Source organism: Pseudomonas fluorescens, assembly GCF_902497625.1.
GTDB lineage: Bacteria > Pseudomonadota > Gammaproteobacteria > Pseudomonadales > Pseudomonadaceae > Aquipseudomonas > Aquipseudomonas fluorescens_BQ.
On sequence record NZ_CABVGX010000032.1, the window covers coordinates 25,705 to 48,363 of the forward strand.

Below are 22,659 nucleotides of genomic sequence, written 5' to 3' on the forward strand. Positions count from 1 at the left end.
GAGGTATTCGAACCTCCTCAGGTTGCGATTTTTTGCTTTTGCGGCCCTTGTTCACGCCATGCGCAAGTCCACGCCAATCCCTGTGCTAATATCCCGCCCTTGTTCATTTTGTATGTGGGATGCTCCATGAAGTTGTCCATGCCGCGTTTCGATCAAGCCCCTGTCTTGGTGGTCGGCGATGTCATGCTCGACCGTTACTGGCATGGTGGTACCTCACGGATTTCCCCTGAGGCGCCGGTGCCGGTGGTGAAGGTCGAGCAAATCGAGGACCGCCCGGGCGGTGCCGCCAACGTTGCCTTGAACATTGCTGCGCTCGGTGCACCGGCGTCGCTGATCGGCGTGACCGGCGACGATGAGGCCGCCGACAGCCTGGCCAACAGCCTTGAGGGCGCTGGTGTACGGGCAATGTTTCAGCGCATTGCGCACCAGCCGACTATCGTCAAGCTGCGGGTCATGAGCCGGCACCAGCAATTGCTGCGCATCGATTTCGAAGAACCGTTTGCCACTGACGCACTGGCGCTGGGTGAGCAGGTCGAAGAGTTGCTTGAAGGCATCAAGGTGCTGGTCCTGTCCGATTACGGCAAAGGCGCTCTGAAAAATCATCAGATGCTGATTCAGGCCGCTCGGGCCCGGGGCATTCCGGTGCTCGCTGATCCCAAAGGCAAGGATTTTTCGATCTACCGTGGCGCCAGCGTGATTACCCCCAACCTCAGTGAATTCGAAACCATCGTCGGCGGATGCGCAGATGAGCACGAGCTCGTGAGCAAAGGCGCGCAATTGATGCATGACCTCGACCTCGGGGCCTTGCTGGTCACGCGCGGTGAACACGGCATGACGCTGTTGCGTCCGGATCATCCGGCCCTGCACCTGCCAGCGCGGGCCCGGGAAGTGTTTGATGTGACCGGTGCCGGCGACACAGTGATTTCGACCCTGGCCGCCGCGATTGCGGCGGGTGAAGAATTGCCGCACGCAGTGGCTCTGGCCAATCTGGCGGCCGGTATCGTCGTCGGCAAACTTGGTACCGCAGCCATCAGCGCTCCGGAACTGCGTCGCGCCATTCAGCGTGAGGAAGGTTCCGAGCGCGGCGTGCTGGGCCTGGAACAACTACGCCTGGCAGTGGACGATGCGCGTGCGCACAAAGAGAAAATCGTCTTCACCAACGGTTGTTTCGACATTCTCCATGCTGGCCACGTAACTTACCTCGAGCAAGCGCGTGCTCAAGGCGATCGATTAATCGTTGCGGTCAATGACGACGCCTCGGTGAGTCGCCTGAAAGGTCCTGGCCGTCCGATCAACAGCGTCGACCGGCGCATGGCTGTGCTGGCCGGACTGGGCGCGGTGGACTGGGTGATCAGCTTCGCGGAAGGCACCCCGGAAAACCTGCTGCGCGAGGTCAAACCGGATGTGCTGGTCAAGGGCGGCGATTACGGGATTGATCAAGTGGTCGGCGCGGACATCGTTACTGCGTACGGCGGCACGGTGAAAGTGCTTGGTCTCGTGGAAAATAGCTCGACAACTGCGATTGTCGAAAAGATTCGCAGTCGTTGAAGAGATGAATCATGTCTGTTTTGTATCGCGCCTGGGTGCAACATGCCCTGAGGATAAAGCCGTTCCGTCCACAGCGGCGGGTGTGAACCCCATGCGCTTACTTGCTTTTGTCTCGTGGTAATTTGATTTATGAGAATCATGCTCCTGGTAATGGCCGAGCAGCGAGTCATTCTGGACCGACTTTATGAAATCGTGCAGCAGAACTGCGACGAGTGCGTGGTCTATCGCCTCAGCAAACGCCAGCAGATGAATCTGGGGCCGTTTCTTGCTTCGGTCAATTACCAGAACTTTGATCGGGTGGTGATTTTCTCCAGAGTCAAACGCCTTGCTCCTCAGTTGCGTGTCTTGCAGTGCATCCCCGGGCTGGTTTTTCTGGAGCACGATGCATACCAGAACTACATGTCCGACAGTAAATACATGCGGGTCTATTCACGCCTGTACAGTCGGTTGCCGAGTTCACGCGCACTGGTTTCCGGCGCGGTGGTGGCGCGGCGGATGCAGGCTGAAGACATTGATGCGGTATTCGTTTCCAAGGGTTATGACGAACAGATGCTGCGCAATACGGGTAGTGTCCGCGACATTCCGCTCGGCTTCCTTGGCAGCCTGAAAAGCACCGAATATGCGCAGCGTAAAGCGTTGCTGGAATCGCTCTCGCGGCGCACCGGTATGTTGGTGACTCGCACCCAGTCGGGCACCGAGTATCTGGAAACACTCAATCGCATCAAGATTTTCGTCAGTGCCGACATCGGCATGAACGAATTCATGATCAAGAACTTCGAAGCAATGGCCTGCGGTTGTGTGCTGCTGGCCTGGAGTCAGGGCGAAGAAGACGAGCTGCTGGGCTTCCAGGACATGCACAACACGGTCTTCTACCACTCCGAAGAAGAGGCAGTGGAGAAGATCAAGTTGCTGCAAAGTGACCCGGAACTGGCGCAACGTATCGCCAGTAACGGACAGGAGTTTGCCGAAAGTCGCTATTCTTTCGCTCGTGTAGGTCGCACCCTGGCCAGCGAAATTCAGCGGGAAATGCGCCCTTGGCAACCGCCTTCGATGTTCACTCGCCTGTGGGTGAAACTGCGTTATGGCATGAAGGTTCCAGAGTAAGCATGGACACTCGACAACCTCAGGCCAGTGAACATATGGCACTGGATGCTCTGCCAGGCGGGCATCAGTCTGTTCTGGAAGCACTGCCGCCGGCGCTGCAAGCATGCTTGCGAGAGGCCTCCCGGGTTGTGCTTGTTGCGAATAATCCGGCGATTACCCAGGCTGATTTTCAGGCGCTGGGTATCGGCGTCAATGACGTCGTGGTCAGTTTCAACAACTGCGTCAAAGCCGCTTTGCTGAACCCTGACAGCGTCAATGTATTCGTTCACGGTTTCAATGCGCCGGATGCCTACTTCTTTGGTCTGCCCTGCGGGCCTGAAGTGCAGCGATTGTTCAAGCAAACGGGCGCGCGCTGCTTTACCGTTCTTGTAGGTAACACGGCGCCCCTGTGCCCGTTGCCTCAAGTGGCATTGTATTGGGAACGCATTCCCTTGCCGGCGCTATGGAACTATCCGGTGGATCGGCCGGGTGGCAAGCGTTATGTCGGGCCTTCCACCGGCTTTAATGTAATGGTGTTGCTCGATTGGCTGCGCGGTCATCAGGGTTATGACTACCAGCTGATGACTCTGGGCTTCTCCAACGAGGCGGGCAAATTCTGGAGTGGTCATGCCTGGGATTACGAGCGCAACTGGCTGCAGCACTCAGACGTGATTGTTGTGCCCCTGCAGCCGCGCAGCTGGTGGCAGAAGGTGTTTCGCCGCACATGAATAAAGGTCTGTCACCGGAGGCCGCCCAGGCACCGAAGAATGGATTCGATCAATATCCCAGGGGTGTCGAGTGTTGAACATTGCGGTGGCTTTTTTTGGTATCCCGAGGAATTCGCAAATCTGCTTTCCGTCCATTCAGGCCAACGTGCTTGCGCAGTTGCCTGCCGACTCAAACGTGAAGTGTTTTTATCACCTGTATAAAATTGCCGAAGTGCAGAACTCGCGCTCAGGTGAGCAGGGTGAGTTGGCTGCGGACAACTATCTGCCCTTTGAATCGATGACGGGCGCACTTACCTCCACCGAGGGTGTGCTGGAGCGTTGGGACTTTGAGCGGATCAAGACGCTGGGCGATACCTGGGCCGATGACTACGCCTCGCTGCGCAACCTTATCTATCAACTGAATTCGTTGTACACCGTCACTGACATGATGGAGTCTTTCAACCCCGACTTCGTGGTCTTCGTGCGGCCAGACAACTTCTTTCATAGCGCACTGCCGGCGTATGTGTTCGAGCATGCCGAAGCCAGGCGGGACAACGCCTACATTCCGGACTGGCAGTGGTGGGGCGGCTTGAACGACCGGCTGGCCATCTGTGGCCGCGATACTTACGTCGCCTATGGCAAACGCATCGATCGGATCTTTGACTTCTGCACAGTCACCGGGCGCAAGTTGCACTCCGAGCGGCTACTCAAGTTTGCTCTGCAACAGGCCGGAGCGAAGATCTGCACAATTGATACTCAAGCCTCACGCGTTCGTATTACCGGCGCATTCGCCGAAGAGTCGTTCTCGCCCAAGCGCGGCATGGGCAAACGCGAGAATCGTTATTTTCATTTTTTTGCGCGCTTGCGCACCCTGCTGGACAAGCGCCGCTCGCGCTGAATCACGACTTGCGCAATGTCCCGCGCACCATCCGGACCAGACGCAACGCCTTCACGCTGAGTTTTTTCAGGCCCCGACGCGGGGCTTTTGGTGGCACCAGGCCCTGCTGGACGACCCAGTCCTTCCAGCGAATCCGCTCGTCGCGAACCACCCATCCTTCCTGCACGGCAAAACTTTCCGCCAGATACAGACCCCGTGTACTGGCGGGCACCAATTTGTCGCGCTTGAGGGTGTACAGCTCAGGGAGCGGAACGCCCTCCTCGAGAGGCATCAGATACAAGTCTGGCCGTTTGCGGTCGAGTCGGGTGACCAGTTGATCGCCTTCCAGTCGCTCATCAACATGGAACAGGCTCAGGGATTTGGCTTCCTTCGGCACTTCCAGGCGTAGGTCATAAATCAACTGCAGCGAAGCAGTCGGCAAATGCACGTACGCCCACGGACGCTCCAGCAGTTGCAGTTGGCCGCAGCGCACGGGCCTTGGCGCACCCGACAATGGCGTCAGTCGAAATGGCAAGGCCTCGCGATAGTGCAGCGCTGAAGCATATGGCGCGGGTAGCCAGGTATCGTTGAAGCGTCCGCCGAGCCAGCCTTCCGGAGTCTCCAGCATGCACTCTTCGGCAATTTCCTGAATCGCGGTGTGCAGCGGCAAGTTCAGTTCGTGGGCCGGCACGTATCCGGAGATCAGCTTGAGCACGACATCGCCGCGGTCTTGCCGGCGTTGACGAACCAGAATCCAGTAATCGCGGTTTTGCCAATGCAGGGTCAGTCGCACCGACACGCCAAGATTGGCCAGCTCCAGCGTGAATCTTTCAGGGTTGTCGACGGTGACCGGGCGTCGACGTTGCAGAGTCTGGGTGAAATTGAGCGGCATCCCCACGCTCTGATAGCTCAAGCCTTCGGGAGTCGCTTCGACGGATAACGGCAGGGTCTTGAAGTTGCTTGGATTCTTTCTGATGAGCGTGCGCGGCATGTCGGCTCCTGCTAAAGGCCGCGTCGGCGGCATCAGTTTCTACGAAGGACGTTGGCAACGGTCGCGACGTTGTGGGCGAGGTGCAGCGGATTGATGGTGCCGACAATAGCACTGGCGATACCCGGATGTTCAAACAACAGCTCGAAGCTGGCACGCACCGGATCGACCCCTGGGCTCAGGCAGACATGGCCGCTGGCGAGCGCTTTTTTCACCAGGACGGCTTTGCCGTGTGCAGCAGCATAGTCAATGACCGGTTTCTCGTTCTGTTCGTTCAGATTGTAGGTGACCATCGCGCAATCACCTTGCTCCAGAGCCTTGATGCCACCTTCGACAGTTTTTCCCGAGAAACCGAAACCGCGAATCTTGCCTTCGGCCTTGAGCGCAGCGAGGGTCGCGTAAACTTCGCTGCCTTGGAGAATCTCCAGATCGTTGCCGTCGGAGTGCACGAGAATCAGGTCGATGTAATCCGTTTCCAGACGTTGCAGACTACGCTCCACCGACAGCCGAGTGTGCGCGGCGCTGAAATCATGGCTTGATTGACCGTCGACAAATTCTTCGCCGACTTTGCTGACGATCACCCAGTCCTGACGCTGACCACGCAGCAACGGGCCGAGACGTTCTTCGCTCTGACCGTAGGCCGGTGCAGTGTCGATCAGGTTGATGCCCAGGTTGCGCGCAAACGTGAGCAGCATGCGTGCTTCGTCGTCGTCGGGAATCTTGAAACCGTTGGGGTATTTCACCCCTTGATCACGACCGAGTTTGACCGTGCCCAAACCCAGCGGTGACACCGAGAGGTCAGTGCTGCCCAATGGCCGATGAAGCTCGTGCAGTGTCGGTTGGCTCATGGCAGCAGTTGCTCCCAGGCGGGTACGCCCATTGGTGGTTTTGGCAAGTCGGGCAGGGGCGCTGCCTGACTCGGCTGGATGCCGTCGCGCTCGAGGCTTGCGATGACCCTGTCGGCAAAATCGGGAGCCAGTGCCAGTTTGGTTGGCCAGCCGACCAGCAGCCGGCCTTCTTCGGCCAGGAATGCGTTGTCCGGACGGGTCAGTCCGGTTTGCAGGGGCTCGGCGCGGTCCACACGCAACGTCGCCCACTGCGCCGTGCTGAGGTCGATCCAAGGCAATAATTGGCTGAGCTCGTTCTGCGCCGTTGCAATCTGCTCGGCCGGTTCGCGATTGACCCCGTCCGATTCCGCGATGTCACCCCCGAGATACCAGACCCATTGGCCATCAGCTGCCGGGTGCGTGGTAATGGTGATGCGCGGTTTGGTCCCGCCGCCCAGGCAGTGAGCATATAGCGGTTTGAGGCCCGGGCCTTTGGCGATGATCATGTGCAGCGGCCGGCGTTGCATGGCCGGGCGACTGATGCCGAGCGTTTCGAGCAAGGATGCCGTTCCGGCGCCAGCGCTGAGAACGATGCGTTGAGCGCGAATCTCGTGCTCATCGACGTTCAGCCCGACCAGTTTGCCGCCTTCGAGCAACGGCTCGATAGTTTGTCCCGCGAGCAAACCGTCGCCCGCCAGATCGGCCAGCCGTTGGATCAGGCTCGGCACGTCTACCACCAGTTCCGCCAGACGATAGACCTTGCCCTTGAAGCGCTTGTCTTGCAGGGCTGGCGGCAGTTGATCGCCCTTGACCTGGTCGACACGGCCACGCACGGCCTTGCTGGCGAAAAAGCTGGTGAGATTGCCGGCGAGGGTACCAGGCGACCACAGGTAATGGGCTTCGGACAACAAGCGCACGCCGGACAGGTCCAGCTCGCCGTTGCCAGCCAAAGCTTCGCGCCAGCGCCGCGGCATGTCGGCGATGGCTTCCGAGGCGCCGGTCAGCGCGCCGTGCAATGCGTATTTGGCGCCTCCGTGGATGATGCCCTGGGACTTCATACTCTGACCGCCACCGAGCGTGGCGCTTTCCACCAGCACGGTCGAGAACCCTTGGCGGCGCAGGCGCGCGTTCAGCCAGAGGCCGGCGACACCAGCGCCGACAATCAGAACGTCGGTGGAAATAACGGATGGCATGCAGCGACCTCAGTGTTCAAGACGAGGGCGCAGTATACAGATTCATGCCGGACGCCATATTTGTAGCAGCTGCCGCAGGCTGCGTTCGGGGACGAATTCCACGCCTGCGGTCACCCGCCGAATAGGACGACTGCTGCGCTGTCGGACGCAGCCTTCGGCAGCTGCTACAGAGGACGTCAATGGCCAGCGGTTTTCGAGAAAAGCTGGATGACGACAACGCCCAATACGATCAACGCCATCCCCAGCATCGCCGGCACGTCCAGCTTTTGCCCGTAAATGAACAACGCCGCGACGCTGACCATCACGATCCCCAGGCCGGCCCACACCGCGTAAGCCACGCCCACCGGTACAGTGCGGACCACCAGGGTGAGCATCCAGAAGGCAATGCTGTAACCGACAATGACCAGAATCAGCGGCAATGGCGTGCTCAATCCTTTGACGGCTTTCATTGAAACGGTGGCGATCACTTCGGCGCAGATGGCAATGGCCAGGTAGTAATAAGCGGTCATGGATGCGGCCTCATGTGGAGCATTGCTGATGAGCTCGGCATTTTAGAGTTTCTCTGGATGGGGTAAAGTCATTACCTATCTGTTTGGAAGATGGGTTGTGCGCATGCAGTGGAATCTTGAACAGCTCCGATTGTTCGTCAGCGTAGCGGAGCGCCGCTCATTCTCGGCGGTGGCACGCGATCAGCACAAAGCGCAATCGGCGGTCAGCAGTGCAATTGCGATGCTTGAGGCGGACTTGGGCGTGAGCCTGTTCGAGCGCAGCAGCGGCCGTCAGCCCAGACTGACCGAAGCTGGCACTGCCTTGCTCGACGAGGCGCGGGAAGTCCTGCGCCAGTGCGAACGCCTCAATGGTCGGGCGCTGGCGATGATGCGTGGCCAGGAGGCTCGCCTTCGGGTCGCGCAAGATGAAGCAATGCCGTATCAGCCGATCATCGAAAGCTTTGAGGCGCTGGCCGATAAATTCCCCAGCCTGGAGGTACAACTGACCAGTGCCGCGCAGGGCGATGTGGCGCGCAAACTGGTAGAGCGCAGGGCGGACCTGGGCTTGCTGTTCTATCACGATCAGATTTCCGAAGCGCTTGAGCGGCGGGTGCTCGGCAGCGTCGAGATGGTCACGGTGTGCGGCGTCGGTCATCCGCTGGCGCAACAACATCAAGTGGATCGTCAGCAACTGGCGCAACACCGGCAACTGCTGATGTCGACACAGTCCAGCGTCTACCCCGGCAGCGAGCCCGCCAGCCCGCGGGTATGGCGGGCTGACAGTTTTTACGTGATGGCCGAATGGCTGGTGCGTGGCCTCGGCTGGGCATGGCTGCCACGGCACGTCGTACAATACCCGGCGTATCAGGGGCAAATGGTCGAACTGGTCAGCGAATGGACACCGCCAGCCTTGATCGTCGAACTGGTGTGGCGCCGCGATGAGCCCTTGGGCCCGGCAGCGCGGTGGCTGGCGGAACGTTTTGCCGTGCACTTGCAGGCGATCGGTGAGAAAAGCCGATAAACTCCGCCGCCATGAATAGAATTCTCTACACCGCGCTGTTTTATCTGGGGCTGCCACTGGTAGCGATTCGGCTGTGGCTGCGGGCGCGTAAGGCGCCGGCGTACGCGAAACGGATCGGCGAGCGGTTCTCCCTCGGCTTGCCGACGATGAAACCTGGCGGCATCTGGGTGCACGCGGTGTCCGTGGGCGAGAGTATTGCGGCCGCGCCGATGATTCGGGCCTTGCTGCAGCGCTATCCTGCACTGCCGATCACCCTGACCTGCATGACCCCGACCGGCTCGGAGCGCATCCAGGCACTGTTCGCCAACGAGCCACGCATTCAGCATTGCTACCTGCCGTATGACTTGCCGTGCGCAGCAGCGCGGTTTCTGGATCGGGTCCAGCCGAAACTGGCAGTGATCATGGAAACGGAACTGTGGCCCAATCATATCCATCAGTGCGCCAAACGCGGTATTCCGGTGGCACTGGCCAATGCGCGATTGTCTGAGCGGTCGGCCCAAGGTTACGGACGATTCAGAAAACTGACCGGGCCGATGCTCGCCGAGATGAGCCTGTTTGCCGTGCAAACCGAGGCCGAGGCTCAGCGCTTCCGCGATCTGGGCGCCCGCGCGGAAACTGTCGAAGTCACCGGCTCGATCAAATTTGATCTGACCATCGACCCGCAATTGCTCGAACAGGCCGCCGCTTTGCGCGGGCAATGGCAGGCGCAAGAGCGCCCGGTCTGGATCGCCGCGAGTACCCACGACGGGGAAGATGAAGTGGTGTTGGCGGCTCATCGTAGGTTGTTGGCGGATCATCCCGATGCGTTGCTGATTCTGGTGCCGCGCCATCCCGAGCGTTTCAATGCCGTGTTCGAGTTGTGCCAGCAACAGGGTTTCGCCACGGTGCGTCGCTCGTCCAGCGAGGCCGTCACGGGCAGCACTTCGGTGATGCTTGGCGACACCATGGGCGAGTTACTGTTTCTCTACGCCTTGGCAGATAGCGCATTCGTCGGTGGCAGCCTGGTGGCCAATGGCGGGCATAACCTGCTTGAGCCGGCGGCGCTGGCCAAACCGGTGCTCAGTGGCCCGCACGTGTTCAACTTTCTGGAAATCGCCGCACAGTTGCGCAACGCCGGGGCGTTGCAGGAAGTGGACGATGCCCAAAGCCTGGCGCTGGCGGTGCAGCGGCTGTTCGAATTGCCGCGCGATGCGCAGCGGATGGCGGAGGCGGGGCTGCAGGTGATGCGGCGTAACCAAGGGGCGTTGCAGCGATTGCTGGATGGGTTGGGGCGTTTGATCACTCCATAGACCGCATTGCCTGCATTCGCGAGCAAGCCCGCTCCCACAGTGGATCCCCGTGAACACAAATTTTGTGTGCCACGCAGATCAAATGTGGGAGCGGGCTTGCTCGCGAAGCTGTTGCTGTTGCTGTTGCTGTTGCTGTTGCTGTCAGGGCCGGGCCTTGAGTTGCTCTGCCGCAGCCTTGGCCAGATCCGGCGGAAGGAAATCCTTGTCCGGGTTGTAGTCGGCCTTGAGATAACGTTTCAGGTCCAGCAGATCTCCCGGGTTCAGCGTGCCGGCCGCTTGCTTCAAACGCAGATTGTCGAGGATGTAGTCGTAACGGGTGTTGTTGTAATTGCGCACCGAGGTGTACAGCTGACGCTGGGCATCCAGCACGTCGACGATATTGCGCGTGCCCACCTGATAGCCGATTTCCGTCGCTTCCACGGCGCTCTGGTTAGAGATGATCGACTGCTTGCGCGCCTGCACCTGTTCCACATCGGTGTTCACCGCGCGGTGCAGGTTGCGGGTATTTTCCACCACTTGCCGACGCAAGCCTTCACGCTGTTGTTCGGTCTGATTCAAGCGCGCATAAGACTCGCGCACTTGTGAGCTGGTCAGGCCGCCACTGTAGATCGGAATATTCAACTGCAGCGCCAGCGTGCGCTGCTCGACCGGGCCACCGTAAGCCTGGCCGAATGCGTTGGGATTGCTGAAGCCGAAGGAATCGTTGTCGCCCTTTTCGTAGCGCGCTACCGCATCCACGGTCGGTGCATGCCCGGCCTTGCGCTGTCTGAGGGTTTCTTCAGCGGCGCTGACCGCGTAGTTGCTGGCCAGCAGATTGAGATTCTGTCGGGCGGCGGTGTCGACCCACGACTTGGCGTCATTCGGCGCTGGCGGCAGAATCGGCAAGGTGTGAACGATGCCTTGAATCGAGTTGTACTGACGGTTGGTCAGTGTGATCAATGCTTCGAAAGCGTCATCCACCTGGCGCTGCGCAACAATCCGGTTGGCCCGCGCGGTGTCGTAGCTGGCCTGGGATTGCAGCACATCGGTCTTGTCCGACAGACCGACGTCAAAACGCTCGTTGGACTGATCGAGCTGACGCTTGAACGCGGCTTCTTCGGCTTTGGTCGACGCCAGGTTGTCCTGACTGCGCAGCACGTTGAAATAGCTTTCCGCGCTTTGCAGAATCAGGTTTTGCTCGGTCGCCGACAGTTGCAGCGCGGCCTGCTCGTTGACGTCCTTGGCCGCCTGATACTGGAACCAGCGATCAGCGCGAAACAGTGGCTGGGAAAGCGTCGCCTGATAAGAGTTGGCGCTGCGGCTGGCCACGGCCGACGGCTGATTGATATCGGTGCGCACATCGGCGATCTGGCCACCGCCGGACAGGTTCGGCAGCAGCCCGGCACGGGCCTGGGGCACGACTTCTTTCTGCGCGCCGTATTGCGCGCGTGCAGCAGCGAGGTCGGCGTTGTTGTCTACCGCTTCCTGATAAACGCTGACCAGATCGGTATAGGTGGATAAGGGCGCTTCGGCAGCCCAGGCCATTCCATTGGAAGCACAAGACACGGCAAGGGCCAGTGAAAGTTTGCGCAGCATGCGGCCATCCCTAAAAATTACACTGAAGATTCGCGCCGTTTCACAGCGCAACGTGGGCGATTCTGATGCGCAGCGTCAATCTGCTGCGCGGCGTAGCGAGTGTAGTTGCGCACACGTTCGGCAACAATCCTGTAATTGCGCCATTCATCACGGTGTTTACCGCGGTGTTGGCGTTCTTTGTCAGTTGTGTCTAGACTGGCCGGGTTCTTGTCGGGGTGCCTTGCTATGAGGCTGAGATCGAATAATTTCGGATCCCGTTGAACCTGATCAGGTTAGCGCCTGCGTAGGGAACAAGATTTCTCGTCACCCGGCGAGTCCTCTTGTGCTTCGTCCGGGATGTTGTTCGACAATCGACAATCGACAATCGACAATCGACAGCCCTCGCGTACCGAGCACAGCACAGCTGGTTTCATCAGCGCCCGTGCGTCCATTCGTTTACAGGTTCGCTCCGACAAAAATCCACTGCCTGGATGCTGTCTGGAGAGCCCGTGATGACGATAAAACTAAAAAACGTAACCAACCTCAGTGACTCGGCGCAGGTCGATCAACAATCGGTTCAGCCCTTTTCCCGCTCGCAAAAGATCTATGTTCAGGGTTCTCGCCCGGACATCCTCGTTCCGATGCGCGAAATCAGCCTCGATGTGACCCCGACCGACATGGGCGGCGAAATCAACGCGCCGGTCATTGTGTACGACACCTCGGGCCCGTACACCGACCCCAACGTCATCATCGATGTGCGCAAAGGCCTCGCCGACGTGCGTTCGCCGTGGATCGAAGCCCGTGGCGACACCGAGCGTCTGGCCGGACTGAGTTCGAATTTTGGCCGCGAGCGTCTGGCCGATCCAGAGCTGACCAAGCTGCGCTTCGCCCACGTGAACAATCCGCGCCGTGCCAAGGCCGGGCGTAACGTCACTCAAATGCACTACGCGCGTCAGGGCATTATCACGCCCGAGATGGAATACGTCGCCATCCGCGAAAACATGAAGCTGGAAGTGGCCCGCGCCGCCGGTCTGCTGAACACGCAACACGGCGGCCACAGCTTCGGCGCCAGTGTGCCGAAAATCATCACACCCGAATTCGTCCGTGAAGAAATCGCCCGCGGTCGCGCGATCATCCCGGCCAACATCAACCACACCGAACTGGAACCGATGATCATCGGCCGTAACTTCCTGGTGAAGATCAACGGCAACATCGGCAACAGCGCCCTGGGCTCGTCAATCGAAGAAGAAGTGGCGAAGCTCACCTGGGGCATTCGTTGGGGCGCGGACAACATCATGGACTTGTCGACCGGCAAGCACATCCATGAAACCCGCGAGTGGATCATTCGCAACTCGCCCGTCCCGATCGGTACCGTGCCGATCTATCAGGCGCTGGAAAAAGTCGGTGGCGCTGCCGAAGATCTGACCTGGGAGCTGTTCCGCGACACCCTGATCGAACAGGCCGAACAAGGCGTCGACTACTTCACCATCCACGCGGGCGTATTGCTGCGCTACGTGCCGCTGACCGCCAAACGCGTGACCGGCATCGTCTCCCGTGGCGGTTCGATCATGGCCAAGTGGTGCCTGGCGCACCATAAAGAGAACTTCGCCTACACGCATTTCGAAGAGATCTGCGAAATCATGAAGGCTTACGACGTCAGCTTCTCGCTCGGCGATGGCCTGCGTCCTGGTTCGATTGCCGACGCCAACGATGCCGCGCAGTTCGGTGAACTGGAAACCCTTGGCGAGCTGACCAAGATCGCCTGGAAGCACGATGTGCAAACCATGATCGAAGGGCCTGGCCACGTGCCGATGCAGTTGATCAAAGAGAACATGGACAAGCAGCTCGAGTGCTGCGACGAGGCCCCGTTCTACACCCTCGGCCCGCTGACCACTGATATCGCCCCGGGTTACGACCACATCACGTCCGGTATCGGTGCGGCGATGATCGGTTGGTTCGGTTGCGCGATGCTGTGCTACGTCACGCCGAAAGAGCACTTGGGCCTGCCGAACAAGGATGACGTGAAGACCGGGATCATCACCTACAAGATTGCGGCGCATGCGGCCGACCTCGCCAAGGGTCATCCAGGCGCGCAGATTCGTGACGATGCCTTGAGCAAGGCGCGGTTCGAGTTCCGTTGGGAAGACCAGTTCAACCTTGGCCTGGATCCGGACACCGCGCGTTCGTATCACGATGAAACGTTGCCGAAGGATTCGGCCAAAGTCGCGCATTTCTGCTCGATGTGCGGGCCGAAATTCTGCTCAATGAAGATCACCCAGGAAGTCCGTGAATACGCGGCCAACCAGCAGGCCGAAAGCATCGACGCCGAAGTCGCCCAAGGCCTGGCGGACCAGGCCGAGCGGTTCAAGCAGGAAGGCAGTCAGCTTTACAAGAAGGTTTGATCCCGTACTGATCACCCTGTGGCGAGGGGGCTTGCCCCCGTTCGGCCGCGAAGCGGGCGTAAATCTGGTGATGAGTTCTGAGAGATAGAACTCGGTCGCCTGTTTTGGGGCTGCTGCGCAGCCCAACGGGGGCAAGCCCCCTCGCCACAAGGGATCGGGTAGGTCAACACAACAACAAATGTCCCTCTGAGATAACACCCTTGAGCATTCAACCCAGTACTTATTCCCCCGACCTGGCCGTGCCGGCCGCCAAGCGTGTGTTCGGCGGTCGCGATCTTTTTTCCCTGTGGTTCTCCCTCGGCATTGGCCTGATGGTGTTGCAGACCGGCGCACTGCTTGCGCCTGGTCTGGGCCTGTCCGGTTCATTGCTGGCGATTTTTCTCGGAACGCTGGTCGGCGTTCTGCTGCTGGCCGCCGTCGGCGTGATCGGCAGTGACACCGGCCTGTCGTCGATGGCCGCCCTCAAGCTCAGTCTTGGCAGGCATGGCGCGAGCCTGCCGGCGGTGCTGAACCTGCTGCAACTGATCGGCTGGGGGTCGTTTGAAATCATCGTCATGCGCGACGCCGCCAGCCTGTTGGGCGCCCGCGCGTTCAGCGAAGCCAGCCTGCTCTCGAATCCGCTGTTGTGGACCCTGTTCTTCGGCGGCCTGGCGACCTTGCTGGCTGTGAGCGGGCCGTTGACGTTCGTGCGGCAGATCCTGCGCAAGTGGGGCATCTGGCTGTTGCTGGCGGCGTGCATCTGGCTGACCTGGAACCTGTTTGCAAAGGCTGATCTGCCGGCATTGTGGGCCCAGGCCGGTGACGGTTCGATGCCGTTCGCGGTGGGTTTCGACATCGCGATCGCCATGCCGCTGTCGTGGTTGCCGCTGATCGCCGACTACTCGCGGTTCGGTAAGCGCGCGAAAAACGTGTTCGGCGGCACCGCGATCGGTTTCTTCATCGGCAATTTCTGGCTGATGAGCCTGGGCGTGGCTTACACCCTGGCGTTCGCGCCGAGCGGTGAAGTGAACGCCTTACTGTTGGCATTGGCAGGGGCCGGGTTGGGCATTCCACTGCTGCTGATTCTGCTGGATGAATCGGAAAACGCCTTTGCCGATATTCATTCGGCGGCGGTTTCCAGCAGCATGCTCTCGCGTTTGAAGGTCGAGCATCTGGCACTGGCCATCGGGGTGGTCTGCACCCTGATCGCCTTGCTGGCGCCACTGGCTCAATACCAGAACTTCCTGCTGTTGATCGGGTCGGTGTTCGCGCCGCTGTTCGGCGTGGTCCTGGTGGATCACTTCATTCTGCGCAAACGCAGTGCCCAGGTCGCGTCCGCCGCGTTGCGCTGGCCGGCGCTGCTCGCCTGGCTGGGCGGGGTGGGCACGTATCATCTGCTGGCGAACTTGTATCCGGACATCGGCGCAACCCTGCCCGCGTTGATCGTGGCAGGGCTGCTGCAGTTGGTGCTCGGTCGAGCCTTCAGCTACGGCCGGGAAACAGCTCGGGCTTGAGGATGCCGTTCAGGCGCGGATAAGGGATCTTCAATTCGACGTGTCCCAGCGCATACGGTGCGATGGTGCTTGTTTCGTACTTGAGGATCACGCCGCCGTAGGTCAGCGCCACGTTCTGGGTTTTCTGGAATTGCCACTGTTTGAGGAATTCCGGTTCCTGATCAAGCTTGGTGCTGATCAGCCAGCTGTTGTGCGCGACTTGCGCCGCTTTCCAGAATGCTTCTTCCTGGCCCGGCAGCAACATGTCCGACAGCGTCAGCACTTTATGCTGCTGGCGCGAATAGTTGATGAAACTGCGACCCGGCGTGCCATGCGCACCGCCGGTGTCCAGGTAGCTGGAAAACTCGATGATCACCAAGCCGTCATGCTGCTCGCGTACTTTCGCTTGCAGGTAGCTGCTATTGCGTGGGCCGGCGATGCGCAGGAACTCGTCGCGATACGCGGCCAGGGTAGGCGCCACCGGTGCGTCGGGGGCAGTGCGGGTCATTTGCAACAGGCGTTTTTCAACGATGCCGTCCAGTTGTGGTTCGCCGGGAAAACGCAGCGTGTCGATGTTCACCAGCGGACAATCCTGACTGGCGCAGCCGGGTTTCAGTTGTTCGGAAGCATCGCGGGTGGTCTCCAGCGGCGCCCGATAGTTGGGCTGGAACAAACTCTGGCAGGCGCCCAGGGTCAGGGCGATTGCAGCCACGGAGGCGATTTTAAAAAGCGACATGGGCGTCCTTCATAAAACAGGGAAAGGCGAAAAGTTACCCGCTTCGACTGCCAGCGAGGGAATCAGTTCGCCACTAAGCTCATTAGAGTTGCTTTCGCCCTCACCGTCTATCCCGCTGGCTGGAAAGGGGCTGCATCAAATGTCGCGAGCGCGTTAGGATGGCGCGAAGTCGAGGCTGGAGCTTCGCAACGGATTTGTTTAAACGAGGATTGTCATGACTGATTTTGCCAACGCCATTCCGTCTGCCGTCGAGATCGTTCGGCGCGAAAAGTGCTACGAGGGTTTTTACAAGCTCGATCGCGTGCACTTGCGCCACGAATTGTTCGCTGGCGGCATGAGCCGCGAAATCAATCGGGAAGTGTTTGTCCGCCATGACGCCGTGTGTGTGCTGCCGTATGACCCGCAGCGTGACGAAGTGGTGCTGATCGAGCAGTTTCGCGTGGGCGCCATGGGCAAGACGGATAACCCGTGGCTGATTGAACTGGTTGCCGGTCTGATCGACAAGGATGAAGAACCGGAAGCAGTTGCTCACCGCGAGGCGCAGGAGGAAGCTGGGCTGGTATTCGGAGCGCTCTGGCCGATGACCAAATATTTTCCATCGCCGGGCGGCAGCAATGAGTTCGTGCATTTGTACCTGGGCCGTTGCGAGACAACCGGGGCTGGCGGCCTGCATGGGCTGGAGGAAGAAGCGGAAGATATTCGCGTGACGGTGTGGGCTTTCGAAGATGCCCTGCAAGCCGTACGTGACGGACGTATTGCCAACGCGGCCAGCATCATTGCCTTGCAATGGTTGGCGTTGAACCGCGCTGAAGTGAGGGGGTTATGGTCGTAAACAAGCTGCGCGATCGCTATCGGGTTGACCTTGTAAGCCTGCAAGCCTCCTGCGAGGCCAATTACGCGCGCCTCATGCGACTGCTGCCAGACATGCGCAGCGAGCCGGCGGCACGGCGCATTGCCGTGACCCACGGCGACCAGATGCTGGGTGTGCTTGCTCTCGAAGTGCTGCAAGTCTGCCCGTACACCACGACCCTGCAAGTGCGCCAGGAACACAGCCTGCCGTGGCTGCCGGTGCCGCAACTGGAAGTTCAGGTCTATCACGACGCCTGCATGGCCGAAGTGGTCAGTGCCGAACATGCACGACGCTTCCGCGGCATCTATCCTTACCCGAACGCCGCGATGCACCAGCCGGACGAAAAAGCCCAACTGAACCTGTTCCTCGGCGAGTGGTTGAGCCATTGTCTTGCGCTGGGACATGAGTACGAAGTCGTACGCTAAGTGTGAACTGCGTCAGGTTCACGCGTTCCTCTTTCGGTCATCCCCCAGCATAATCGCGGCATTCATCCATCCCGTGACCAGCCCTGGGAGAACGCCTTGCCGAGCGTATCGACATTGACCACCGCCGATTCGGCGCTGCTGGTGCAGCTCTCCGACAGCCATTTGTTTGCCGAAGCGCAGGGTACGCTGCTGGGCATGAACACCCGCGACAGCCTGCAGCGGGTGATCGAACTGGTCCGGCAGCAACAGCCGCAGATCGACCTGATCATTGCCAGCGGCGATATTTCCCAGGACGGCACGCTGGAGTCCTATCAGCAGTTTCGCGACCTGACCCGCCAGCTCGACGCGCCGGCGCGCTGGATTCCGGGCAACCATGATGAGCCGCAGCTCATGGCTGAAGCGGCGGTCCAGAGTGCGTTGCTGGAGTCGGTGGTGGACGTCGGCAACTGGCGCGTGACCTTGCTCGATTCGGCGGTGCCGGGTTCGGTGCCGGGGTTTCTGCAGGACGAGCAGTTGCAACGGCTGGCCTGCTCGCTCAGCGAAACGCCAGAGCGTCATCATCTGGTGTGTTTTCACCATCATCCGGTCTCCATCGGGTGTGCGTGGATGGAGCCGATTGGCTTGCGCAATCCCGATGCGTTGTTTGCTGTGCTCGACCGTTTCCCGCAGGTGCGCGCGGTGCTCTGGGGGCATGTGCATCAGCAGTTCGACGAGATGCGTAACGGCGTGCGTCTGATGGCGTCGCCGTCAACCTGCATTCAGTTCGAACCGGGCAGCGAAGATTTCAAGGTGGGTATGCAGGCACCGGGGTATCGCTGGTTGCGGCTCTTGCCTGATGGCCAGCTCGAAACCGGGGTTGAGCGGGTGACCGGGTTTGAGTTCGAGGTTGATTACGGCTCAAACGGTTACTGACACCACGAACTCCACCTGTAGGAGCTGTCGAGTGCAACGAGGCTGCGATCATTTGATCCTGCTTCAAAAAATAAATCAAAAGATCGCAGCCTCGTTGCACTCGACAGCTCCTACAGGGATCACATTCATTTCCGCGCGTGCTGGCCCAACACCCCCCAACACCCTGTAAACTCCGCCTTCTTTACCCAAGGCACAGGGAGCTCAGATGTCCGGTTCGATCCTTTATATCCACGGTTTCAATAGCGCACCTTCGTCGAAGAAGGCCTGCCAGTTGATCGATGTGATGGGCCGTCTGGGCTTGAGTGATCATTTGCGTGTGCCGGCGCTGCATCATCACCCGCGCGAGGCCATCGGTCAGCTCGAAGAGGCGATTTCGCAGCTGGGGCGGCCATTGCTGGTCGGCAGCTCACTCGGCGGCTACTATGCGACTCACCTGGCCGAGCGCCATGGCCTCAAGGCCCTGTTGATCAATCCTGCCGTCAGCCCGCACCGGATGTTCGACGGGTACCTGGGGACGCAGAAAAACCTGTACACCGAAGAAACCTGGGAATTGACCCACGATCACGTCACGGCCCTGGCCGCGCTGGAAGTGCCGGCACCTAAGGATCCGCAGCTGTTTCAGGTATGGTTGCAGACCGGCGATGAAACGCTGGATTATCGCCTCGCCCAGCAGTATTACCGAGCCTGTGCCTTGCGCATCCAGGCCGGTGGCGACCACAGTTTTCAGGGCTTTGCCGCGCAACTGCCGGCGATGCTGAGTTTCGCCGGCATCGGCGCAGACGTTTACCAAGCGATCGATTTCACCGCACTGTGAGTCCCGCTTCTTTGACTGACCCTATTTTTTACAGACACTGACGACGAGACCTTATGGCCACTCCCAGCGCTAGCTCTTATAACGCCGACGCCATCGAAGTCCTCTCGGGCCTCGACCCGGTGCGTAAACGTCCCGGCATGTACACCGACACCAGTCGGCCTAATCACCTCGCTCAGGAAGTCATCGACAACAGCGTCGACGAAGCCCTGGCCGGCCACGCCTCCTCGGTTCAGGTCATCCTGCATGCCGATCATTCCCTCGAAGTCAGCGACGACGGCCGCGGCATGCCGGTGGACATTCACGCGGAAGAGGGCGTTTCCGGGGTCGAGTTGATCCTCACCAAACTCCATGCGGGCGGCAAGTTTTCCAACAAGAACTACCAGTTCTCCGGCGGTCTGCACGGCGTGGGTATTTCGGTGGTCAATGCCTTGTCGACCGAAGTCCGGGTACGCGTCAAGCGTGACGGCAACGAATACCAGATGACGTTCGCCGATGGTTACAAGAAAACCGAACTGGAAGTGGTCGGGACCGTTGGCAAGCGCAACACCGGCACCAGCGTGTTCTTCGCCCCGGACCCGAAATATTTCGACTCGCCGAAATTTTCCATCAGCCGTCTCAAGCACGTGCTCAAGGCCAAGGCCGTTCTGTGCCCGGGCCTGTTGGTCAGCTTTGAAGACAAAGGCACCGGCGAGAAAGTCGAATGGCATTACGAAGACGGCCTGCGCTCGTACCTGGTTGACGCCGTCAGCGAATTCGAACGACTGCCAAATGAGCCTTTCTGCGGCAGCCTCGCCGGTAACAAGGAAGCAGTCGATTGGGCGCTGCTGTGGTTGCCGGAAGGTGGCGACAGCGTGCAGGAAAGTTACGTCAACCTCATCCCGACGGCGCAGGGCGGGACTCACGTCAACGGCTTGCGTCAGGGCCTGCTCGACGCCATGCGTGAGTTCTGCGAGTTCCGCAGCCTGCTGCCGCGCGGCGTGAAGCTGGCCCCGGAAGACGTCTGGGAACGCATCGCCTTCGTCCTCTCGATGAAAATGCAGGAACCGCAGTTCTCCGGTCAGACCAAAGAACGCTTGTCGTCCCGCGAAGCGGCGGCGTTTGTCTCCGGCGTGGTCAAGGACGCATTCAGCCTGTGGCTCAATGCTCACCCGGAAACCGGCATGCTCCTGGCCGAACTGGCGATCAACAACGCCGGCCGCCGTCTGAAGGCGAGCAAAAAGGTCGAGCGCAAACGCATCACTGCGGGCCCGGCATTGCCGGGCAAACTCGCCGATTGCGCCGGGCAGGATCCGATGCGATCCGAACTGTTCCTGGTGGAAGGTGATTCCGCCGGCGGTTCCGCCAAGCAAGCGCGGGACAAAGAGTTTCAAGCCATCCTGCCCTTGCGCGGCAAGATTCTGAACACTTGGGAAGTCGACGGCAGCGAAGTGCTGGCGAGCCAGGAAGTGCACAACATCGCCGTGGCCATTGGCGTAGATCCAGGCGCGGCAGACTTGAGCCAGCTGCGCTACGGCAAGATCTGCATCCTCGCCGACGCCGACTCCGACGGCCTGCACATTGCGACGCTGCTTTGCGCCTTGTTCGTCCAGCATTTCCGCCCGTTGGTGGATGCCGGTCACGTCTACGTGGCCATGCCGCCGCTGTACCGGATCGACCTCGGCAAGGAAATTTACTACGCCCTGGATGAAGCCGAGCGCGATGGCATCCTCGATCGTCTGGTCGCCGAGAAAAAACGCGGCAAGGTGCAAGTGACCCGATTCAAGGGCTTGGGTGAAATGAACCCGCCGCAGCTGCGCGAAACCACCATGGACCCGAACACCCGGCGCCTGGTCCAGCTGACGCTGGGCGACACCTACGAGGCCACGGCGGAAATGATGGACATGCTGCTGGCGAAAAAGCGCGCCGGCGACCGCAAGACCTGGCTCGAGTCCAAGGGCAATCTGGCCGAGGTTCTTGGCTGATGCGGGTTGGCTTCGCCTTGGCCTGTGCGTTGCTTGTGAGTTCGCTGTCGGCGTTGGCCGCACCGACTCCACAGTTGCGCCTGTTAGCCGAGCACGCGGTGGACGGCATGCACGGCGGCAACCTGTCCGGGTTGGCGCAGTGTGGCAAGGATTTGTGGACGGTGTCGGACCGCGACGACGGGCAGATCTACCGCCTCGACACCCGCCAAAGCACCTGGCAAGCGCAAACCGTGCACATCGATGCACCGCCGGTCCCCGACAGCGGTTTGCCTTGGGGTTTGCGCTCGCGCACCTGGGTCGCGTCTTTCGTTCGCGGGGGGGACCTGGATTTCGAAGGCATCACCTGCGACAGCATTGGCACCCGTTACATCGTCAGTGAGTCGCACGCCGCTGTTTTGCAAGTGCCGCTGTTCGGCCCGGCGTCATGGCTGAAGATTTCGCCGATGCTGGTTCGCGAAGCGCGTGCCAGTGGCTTGCTGTTGAACTTCAACTCGTTGTTCGAGGGCCTGGCGATCAATCCAGACGGCGATCATTTGTGGCTCGCAGCCGAGCGCGAGCGGCGCGGTCTGCTGTTGCTCAAGCGCAAGCAAACTGTCTGGGATTGCGACGGCGGCTGCGTGCTGCTCAGCGAAGCCGGCAAGGAAATGCAGCCGCCGCAATTCAGCAAAACCAAGGCCGTCTCGCGGGATTTCGCTGATCTGTCCTTGTTCGACGGAAAGTTGTTCACCCTTGAACGCTTCGACCTGGAGATCTGCCGTCGTGATGCGCACACCGCCAAGGTCGAACGCTGCTGGTCATTTGCCGATGAAGCAATGCTGCCGAACCGGCGCTATCCGCAACCCTACGGGCTGACTGAAGCGTTGGTGATCGACGCGGAGGGCGCCTGGGTCGGCATCGACAACAATTTCACTGCTCGCGCCGATGGCGAGCAGCGCCCGGTTGTCTGGCGTTTTGCCGCGCCGGAAGGTGGCTGGAGCGCCACGCCATGAGCCAGCAGACGCCGGGCAAACGCATCGGCCGCGTGCTGATGGTGCTGGCCTGGTGCGCGGCGCTGTTTCTGGCCACGCGCTTTTTCGGCCAGTGGGAGCAGCGCCAGCAGAATCCCAATGCAGTGGTCAGCTCGGAGCAGGGCGAAGGTTTCATCGAAGTGAAACTGGTCGGCAACAGTCAGGGACACTTCGTCGCCAGTGGCCAGATCAACGGTCAGCCGGTGGATTTCATGCTGGATACCGGGGCGACTGATGTCGCCATTCCCGGCGGCCTGGCGCAACGGCTGAAGCTTGAGAAAGGTTTCGCCGTGACGTTGAGCACCGCCAGTGGCCGAACCGAAGGCTATCGAACCCGCATCCAGCGTTTGCAACTGGGCGAAATTGTCCTGCGCGATATTCGCGGACTGGTCGTGCCAGGCCTTGAAGGCAACCAGGTGCTGCTCGGCATGAGCGCCCTGAACCAACTTGAATTTACCCAGCGCGGTGGCACCATGCTGCTGCGCCAGACAACGAACCGATGAGG

22 protein-coding genes and 1 riboswitch are annotated in these 22,659 nt (G+C 60.1%); of the genes, 16 read left to right on the forward strand and 6 right to left on the reverse strand.

Annotated features, from left to right (window positions below; genetic code table 11):
- Positions 1 to 126: 126 nt before the first annotated feature.
- From hldE to F8N12_RS18915, 4 genes are all read left to right on the forward strand, one after another.
- Complete coding sequence (gene hldE, locus F8N12_RS18900; protein ID WP_150581834.1) at positions 127 to 1,548, forward strand: bifunctional D-glycero-beta-D-manno-heptose-7-phosphate kinase/D-glycero-beta-D-manno-heptose 1-phosphate adenylyltransferase HldE; 1,422 nt, start codon at positions 127 to 129, stop codon at positions 1,546 to 1,548.
- 129 nt (positions 1,549 to 1,677) lie between these two features.
- Entirely contained in the window at positions 1,678 to 2,652 is a 975-nt protein-coding gene (locus F8N12_RS18905; RefSeq protein ID WP_150581835.1) for a glycosyltransferase, read from the forward strand.
- A 2-nt stretch (positions 2,653 to 2,654) separates the two neighbouring features.
- Entirely contained in the window at positions 2,655 to 3,359 is a 705-nt protein-coding gene (locus F8N12_RS18910) for a hypothetical protein (protein ID WP_150581836.1), read from the forward strand.
- 70 nt (positions 3,360 to 3,429) lie between these two features.
- Complete coding sequence (locus tag F8N12_RS18915) at positions 3,430 to 4,236, forward strand: hypothetical protein (RefSeq protein ID WP_150581837.1); 807 nt, start codon at positions 3,430 to 3,432, stop codon at positions 4,234 to 4,236.
- A 1-nt stretch (position 4,237) separates the two neighbouring features.
- On the opposite strand, the gene F8N12_RS18920 is transcribed toward F8N12_RS18915, so the two are convergent.
- The 4 genes from F8N12_RS18920 to F8N12_RS18935 all read right to left on the reverse strand — a co-directional run bounded on the left by F8N12_RS18920 (position 4,238) and on the right by F8N12_RS18935 (position 7,732).
- Positions 4,238 to 5,206 (reverse strand): metal ABC transporter ATPase, encoded by a 969-nt coding sequence (locus F8N12_RS18920; RefSeq protein WP_150581838.1) that lies wholly within the window; start codon positions 5,204 to 5,206, stop codon positions 4,238 to 4,240.
- Positions 5,207 to 5,238: 32 nt separating this feature from the next.
- The gene (locus F8N12_RS18925) at positions 5,239 to 6,051 is read right to left on the reverse strand and encodes an aldo/keto reductase (protein WP_150581839.1); all 813 of its coding nucleotides are present in this window, start codon (positions 6,049 to 6,051) and stop codon (positions 5,239 to 5,241) included.
- The gene (locus F8N12_RS18930) at positions 6,048 to 7,223 is read right to left on the reverse strand and encodes an NAD(P)/FAD-dependent oxidoreductase (RefSeq protein WP_150581840.1); all 1,176 of its coding nucleotides are present in this window, start codon (positions 7,221 to 7,223) and stop codon (positions 6,048 to 6,050) included. Before F8N12_RS18930 ends, F8N12_RS18925 begins: the two co-directional genes overlap by 4 nt.
- A 176-nt stretch (positions 7,224 to 7,399) precedes the next feature.
- Positions 7,400 to 7,732 carry a DMT family transporter gene (locus F8N12_RS18935; RefSeq protein WP_150581841.1) on the reverse strand — a complete coding sequence of 111 codons (333 nt, stop codon included), beginning with the start codon at positions 7,730 to 7,732 and terminating at the stop codon, positions 7,400 to 7,402.
- A gap of 103 nt (positions 7,733 to 7,835) precedes the next feature.
- On the opposite strand from F8N12_RS18935, the gene F8N12_RS18940 reads away from it, so the two are divergent.
- Both F8N12_RS18940 and waaA read left to right on the forward strand, forming a co-directional pair.
- A complete protein-coding gene (locus tag F8N12_RS18940) occupies positions 7,836 to 8,732 on the forward strand; it encodes a LysR family transcriptional regulator (protein WP_150581842.1) in 897 nt (298 codons plus the stop codon).
- 11 nt (positions 8,733 to 8,743) lie between these two features.
- Positions 8,744 to 10,021 (forward strand): lipid IV(A) 3-deoxy-D-manno-octulosonic acid transferase, encoded by a 1,278-nt coding sequence (waaA, locus tag F8N12_RS18945; RefSeq protein WP_150581843.1) that lies wholly within the window; start codon positions 8,744 to 8,746, stop codon positions 10,019 to 10,021.
- 141 nt (positions 10,022 to 10,162) lie between these two features.
- On the opposite strand, the gene F8N12_RS18950 is transcribed toward waaA, so the two are convergent.
- Positions 10,163 to 11,596 (reverse strand): TolC family outer membrane protein, encoded by a 1,434-nt coding sequence (locus F8N12_RS18950; protein ID WP_150581844.1) that lies wholly within the window; start codon positions 11,594 to 11,596, stop codon positions 10,163 to 10,165.
- A gap of 65 nt (positions 11,597 to 11,661) precedes the next feature.
- Here F8N12_RS18950 and F8N12_RS28045 point away from each other — a divergent pair, with 65 nt between their 5' ends.
- The 3 genes from F8N12_RS28045 (at position 11,662) to cytX (ending at position 15,470) form a co-directional block, all read left to right on the forward strand.
- Positions 11,662 to 11,790, forward strand: coding sequence for a hypothetical protein (locus tag F8N12_RS28045; protein WP_263596523.1), 129 nt, complete (start codon positions 11,662 to 11,664; stop codon positions 11,788 to 11,790).
- A 7-nt stretch (positions 11,791 to 11,797) separates the two neighbouring features.
- Positions 11,798 to 11,903, forward strand: a riboswitch (TPP riboswitch).
- A 184-nt stretch (positions 11,904 to 12,087) separates the two neighbouring features.
- A complete protein-coding gene (gene thiC, locus F8N12_RS18955) occupies positions 12,088 to 13,977 on the forward strand; it encodes a phosphomethylpyrimidine synthase ThiC (RefSeq protein WP_150581845.1) in 1,890 nt (629 codons plus the stop codon).
- 200 nt (positions 13,978 to 14,177) lie between these two features.
- Positions 14,178 to 15,470, forward strand: a complete 1,293-nt coding sequence (gene cytX, locus F8N12_RS18960; RefSeq protein ID WP_150581846.1) for a putative hydroxymethylpyrimidine transporter CytX — start codon at positions 14,178 to 14,180, stop codon at positions 15,468 to 15,470.
- On the opposite strand, the gene F8N12_RS18965 is transcribed toward cytX, so the two are convergent.
- The gene (locus F8N12_RS18965; RefSeq protein ID WP_150581847.1) at positions 15,439 to 16,185 is read right to left on the reverse strand and encodes an RsiV family protein; all 747 of its coding nucleotides are present in this window, start codon (positions 16,183 to 16,185) and stop codon (positions 15,439 to 15,441) included. The genes cytX and F8N12_RS18965 overlap by 32 nt on opposite strands.
- A gap of 214 nt (positions 16,186 to 16,399) precedes the next feature.
- Between F8N12_RS18965 and F8N12_RS18970 the strand changes: the two genes are divergently transcribed.
- The 7 genes from F8N12_RS18970 to F8N12_RS19000 all read left to right on the forward strand — a co-directional run bounded on the left by F8N12_RS18970 (position 16,400) and on the right by F8N12_RS19000 (position 22,657).
- Positions 16,400 to 17,017 carry an NUDIX domain-containing protein gene (locus F8N12_RS18970; protein ID WP_150581848.1) on the forward strand — a complete coding sequence of 206 codons (618 nt, stop codon included), beginning with the start codon at positions 16,400 to 16,402 and terminating at the stop codon, positions 17,015 to 17,017.
- Positions 17,008 to 17,460 carry a DUF1249 domain-containing protein gene (locus F8N12_RS18975; RefSeq protein WP_028621977.1) on the forward strand — a complete coding sequence of 151 codons (453 nt, stop codon included), beginning with the start codon at positions 17,008 to 17,010 and terminating at the stop codon, positions 17,458 to 17,460. The genes F8N12_RS18970 and F8N12_RS18975 overlap by 10 nt, the downstream gene beginning before the upstream one ends.
- 96 nt (positions 17,461 to 17,556) lie before the next feature.
- Positions 17,557 to 18,372: a 3',5'-cyclic-AMP phosphodiesterase gene (gene cpdA / locus F8N12_RS18980; protein ID WP_150581849.1), complete on the forward strand. Its 816-nt coding sequence runs from the start codon at positions 17,557 to 17,559 to the stop codon at positions 18,370 to 18,372.
- Positions 18,373 to 18,577: 205 nt separating this feature from the next.
- Positions 18,578 to 19,186 carry a YqiA/YcfP family alpha/beta fold hydrolase gene (locus F8N12_RS18985; RefSeq protein ID WP_150581850.1) on the forward strand — a complete coding sequence of 203 codons (609 nt, stop codon included), beginning with the start codon at positions 18,578 to 18,580 and terminating at the stop codon, positions 19,184 to 19,186.
- Positions 19,187 to 19,239: 53 nt separating this feature from the next.
- Positions 19,240 to 21,147 (forward strand): DNA topoisomerase IV subunit B, encoded by a 1,908-nt coding sequence (parE, locus tag F8N12_RS18990; protein WP_150581851.1) that lies wholly within the window; start codon positions 19,240 to 19,242, stop codon positions 21,145 to 21,147.
- A complete protein-coding gene (locus F8N12_RS18995; protein ID WP_150581852.1) occupies positions 21,147 to 22,136 on the forward strand; it encodes an esterase-like activity of phytase family protein in 990 nt (329 codons plus the stop codon). Before parE ends, F8N12_RS18995 begins: the two co-directional genes overlap by 1 nt.
- A complete protein-coding gene (locus tag F8N12_RS19000; protein ID WP_150581853.1) occupies positions 22,133 to 22,657 on the forward strand; it encodes a TIGR02281 family clan AA aspartic protease in 525 nt (174 codons plus the stop codon). The genes F8N12_RS18995 and F8N12_RS19000 overlap by 4 nt, the downstream gene beginning before the upstream one ends.
- Positions 22,658 to 22,659: the final 2 nt, after the last annotated feature.

Excerpts from the sequence above, each read along its gene's own strand:
- F8N12_RS18940 (WP_150581842.1), top strand. The coding sequence starts at position 7,836 with ATGCAGTGGAATCTTGAACAGCTCCGATTGTTCGTCAGCGTAGCGGAG.
- F8N12_RS18950 (WP_150581844.1), bottom strand. The coding sequence starts at position 11,596 with ATGCTGCGCAAACTTTCACTGGCCCTTGCCGTGTCTTGTGCTTCCAAT.
- F8N12_RS18995 (WP_150581852.1), top strand. The coding sequence starts at position 21,147 with ATGCGGGTTGGCTTCGCCTTGGCCTGTGCGTTGCTTGTGAGTTCGCTG.
- waaA (WP_150581843.1), top strand. The coding sequence starts at position 8,744 with ATGAATAGAATTCTCTACACCGCGCTGTTTTATCTGGGGCTGCCACTG.
- thiC (WP_150581845.1), top strand. The coding sequence starts at position 12,088 with ATGACGATAAAACTAAAAAACGTAACCAACCTCAGTGACTCGGCGCAG.
- F8N12_RS18930 (WP_150581840.1), bottom strand. The coding sequence starts at position 7,223 with ATGCCATCCGTTATTTCCACCGACGTTCTGATTGTCGGCGCTGGTGTC.
- F8N12_RS18935 (WP_150581841.1), bottom strand. The coding sequence starts at position 7,732 with ATGACCGCTTATTACTACCTGGCCATTGCCATCTGCGCCGAAGTGATC.
- parE (WP_150581851.1), top strand. The coding sequence starts at position 19,240 with ATGGCCACTCCCAGCGCTAGCTCTTATAACGCCGACGCCATCGAAGTC.
- F8N12_RS18965 (WP_150581847.1), bottom strand. The coding sequence starts at position 16,185 with ATGTCGCTTTTTAAAATCGCCTCCGTGGCTGCAATCGCCCTGACCCTG.
- F8N12_RS18975 (WP_028621977.1), top strand. The coding sequence starts at position 17,008 with ATGGTCGTAAACAAGCTGCGCGATCGCTATCGGGTTGACCTTGTAAGC.
- F8N12_RS19000 (WP_150581853.1), top strand. The coding sequence starts at position 22,133 with ATGAGCCAGCAGACGCCGGGCAAACGCATCGGCCGCGTGCTGATGGTG.
- F8N12_RS18920 (WP_150581838.1), bottom strand. The coding sequence starts at position 5,206 with ATGCCGCGCACGCTCATCAGAAAGAATCCAAGCAACTTCAAGACCCTG.
- F8N12_RS18970 (WP_150581848.1), top strand. The coding sequence starts at position 16,400 with ATGACTGATTTTGCCAACGCCATTCCGTCTGCCGTCGAGATCGTTCGG.
- hldE (WP_150581834.1), top strand. The coding sequence starts at position 127 with ATGAAGTTGTCCATGCCGCGTTTCGATCAAGCCCCTGTCTTGGTGGTC.
- F8N12_RS18925 (WP_150581839.1), bottom strand. The coding sequence starts at position 6,051 with ATGAGCCAACCGACACTGCACGAGCTTCATCGGCCATTGGGCAGCACT.
- F8N12_RS28045 (WP_263596523.1), top strand. The coding sequence starts at position 11,662 with ATGCGCAGCGTCAATCTGCTGCGCGGCGTAGCGAGTGTAGTTGCGCAC.
- F8N12_RS18910 (WP_150581836.1), top strand. The coding sequence starts at position 2,655 with ATGGACACTCGACAACCTCAGGCCAGTGAACATATGGCACTGGATGCT.
- F8N12_RS18985 (WP_150581850.1), top strand. The coding sequence starts at position 18,578 with ATGTCCGGTTCGATCCTTTATATCCACGGTTTCAATAGCGCACCTTCG.
- F8N12_RS18905 (WP_150581835.1), top strand. The coding sequence starts at position 1,678 with ATGAGAATCATGCTCCTGGTAATGGCCGAGCAGCGAGTCATTCTGGAC.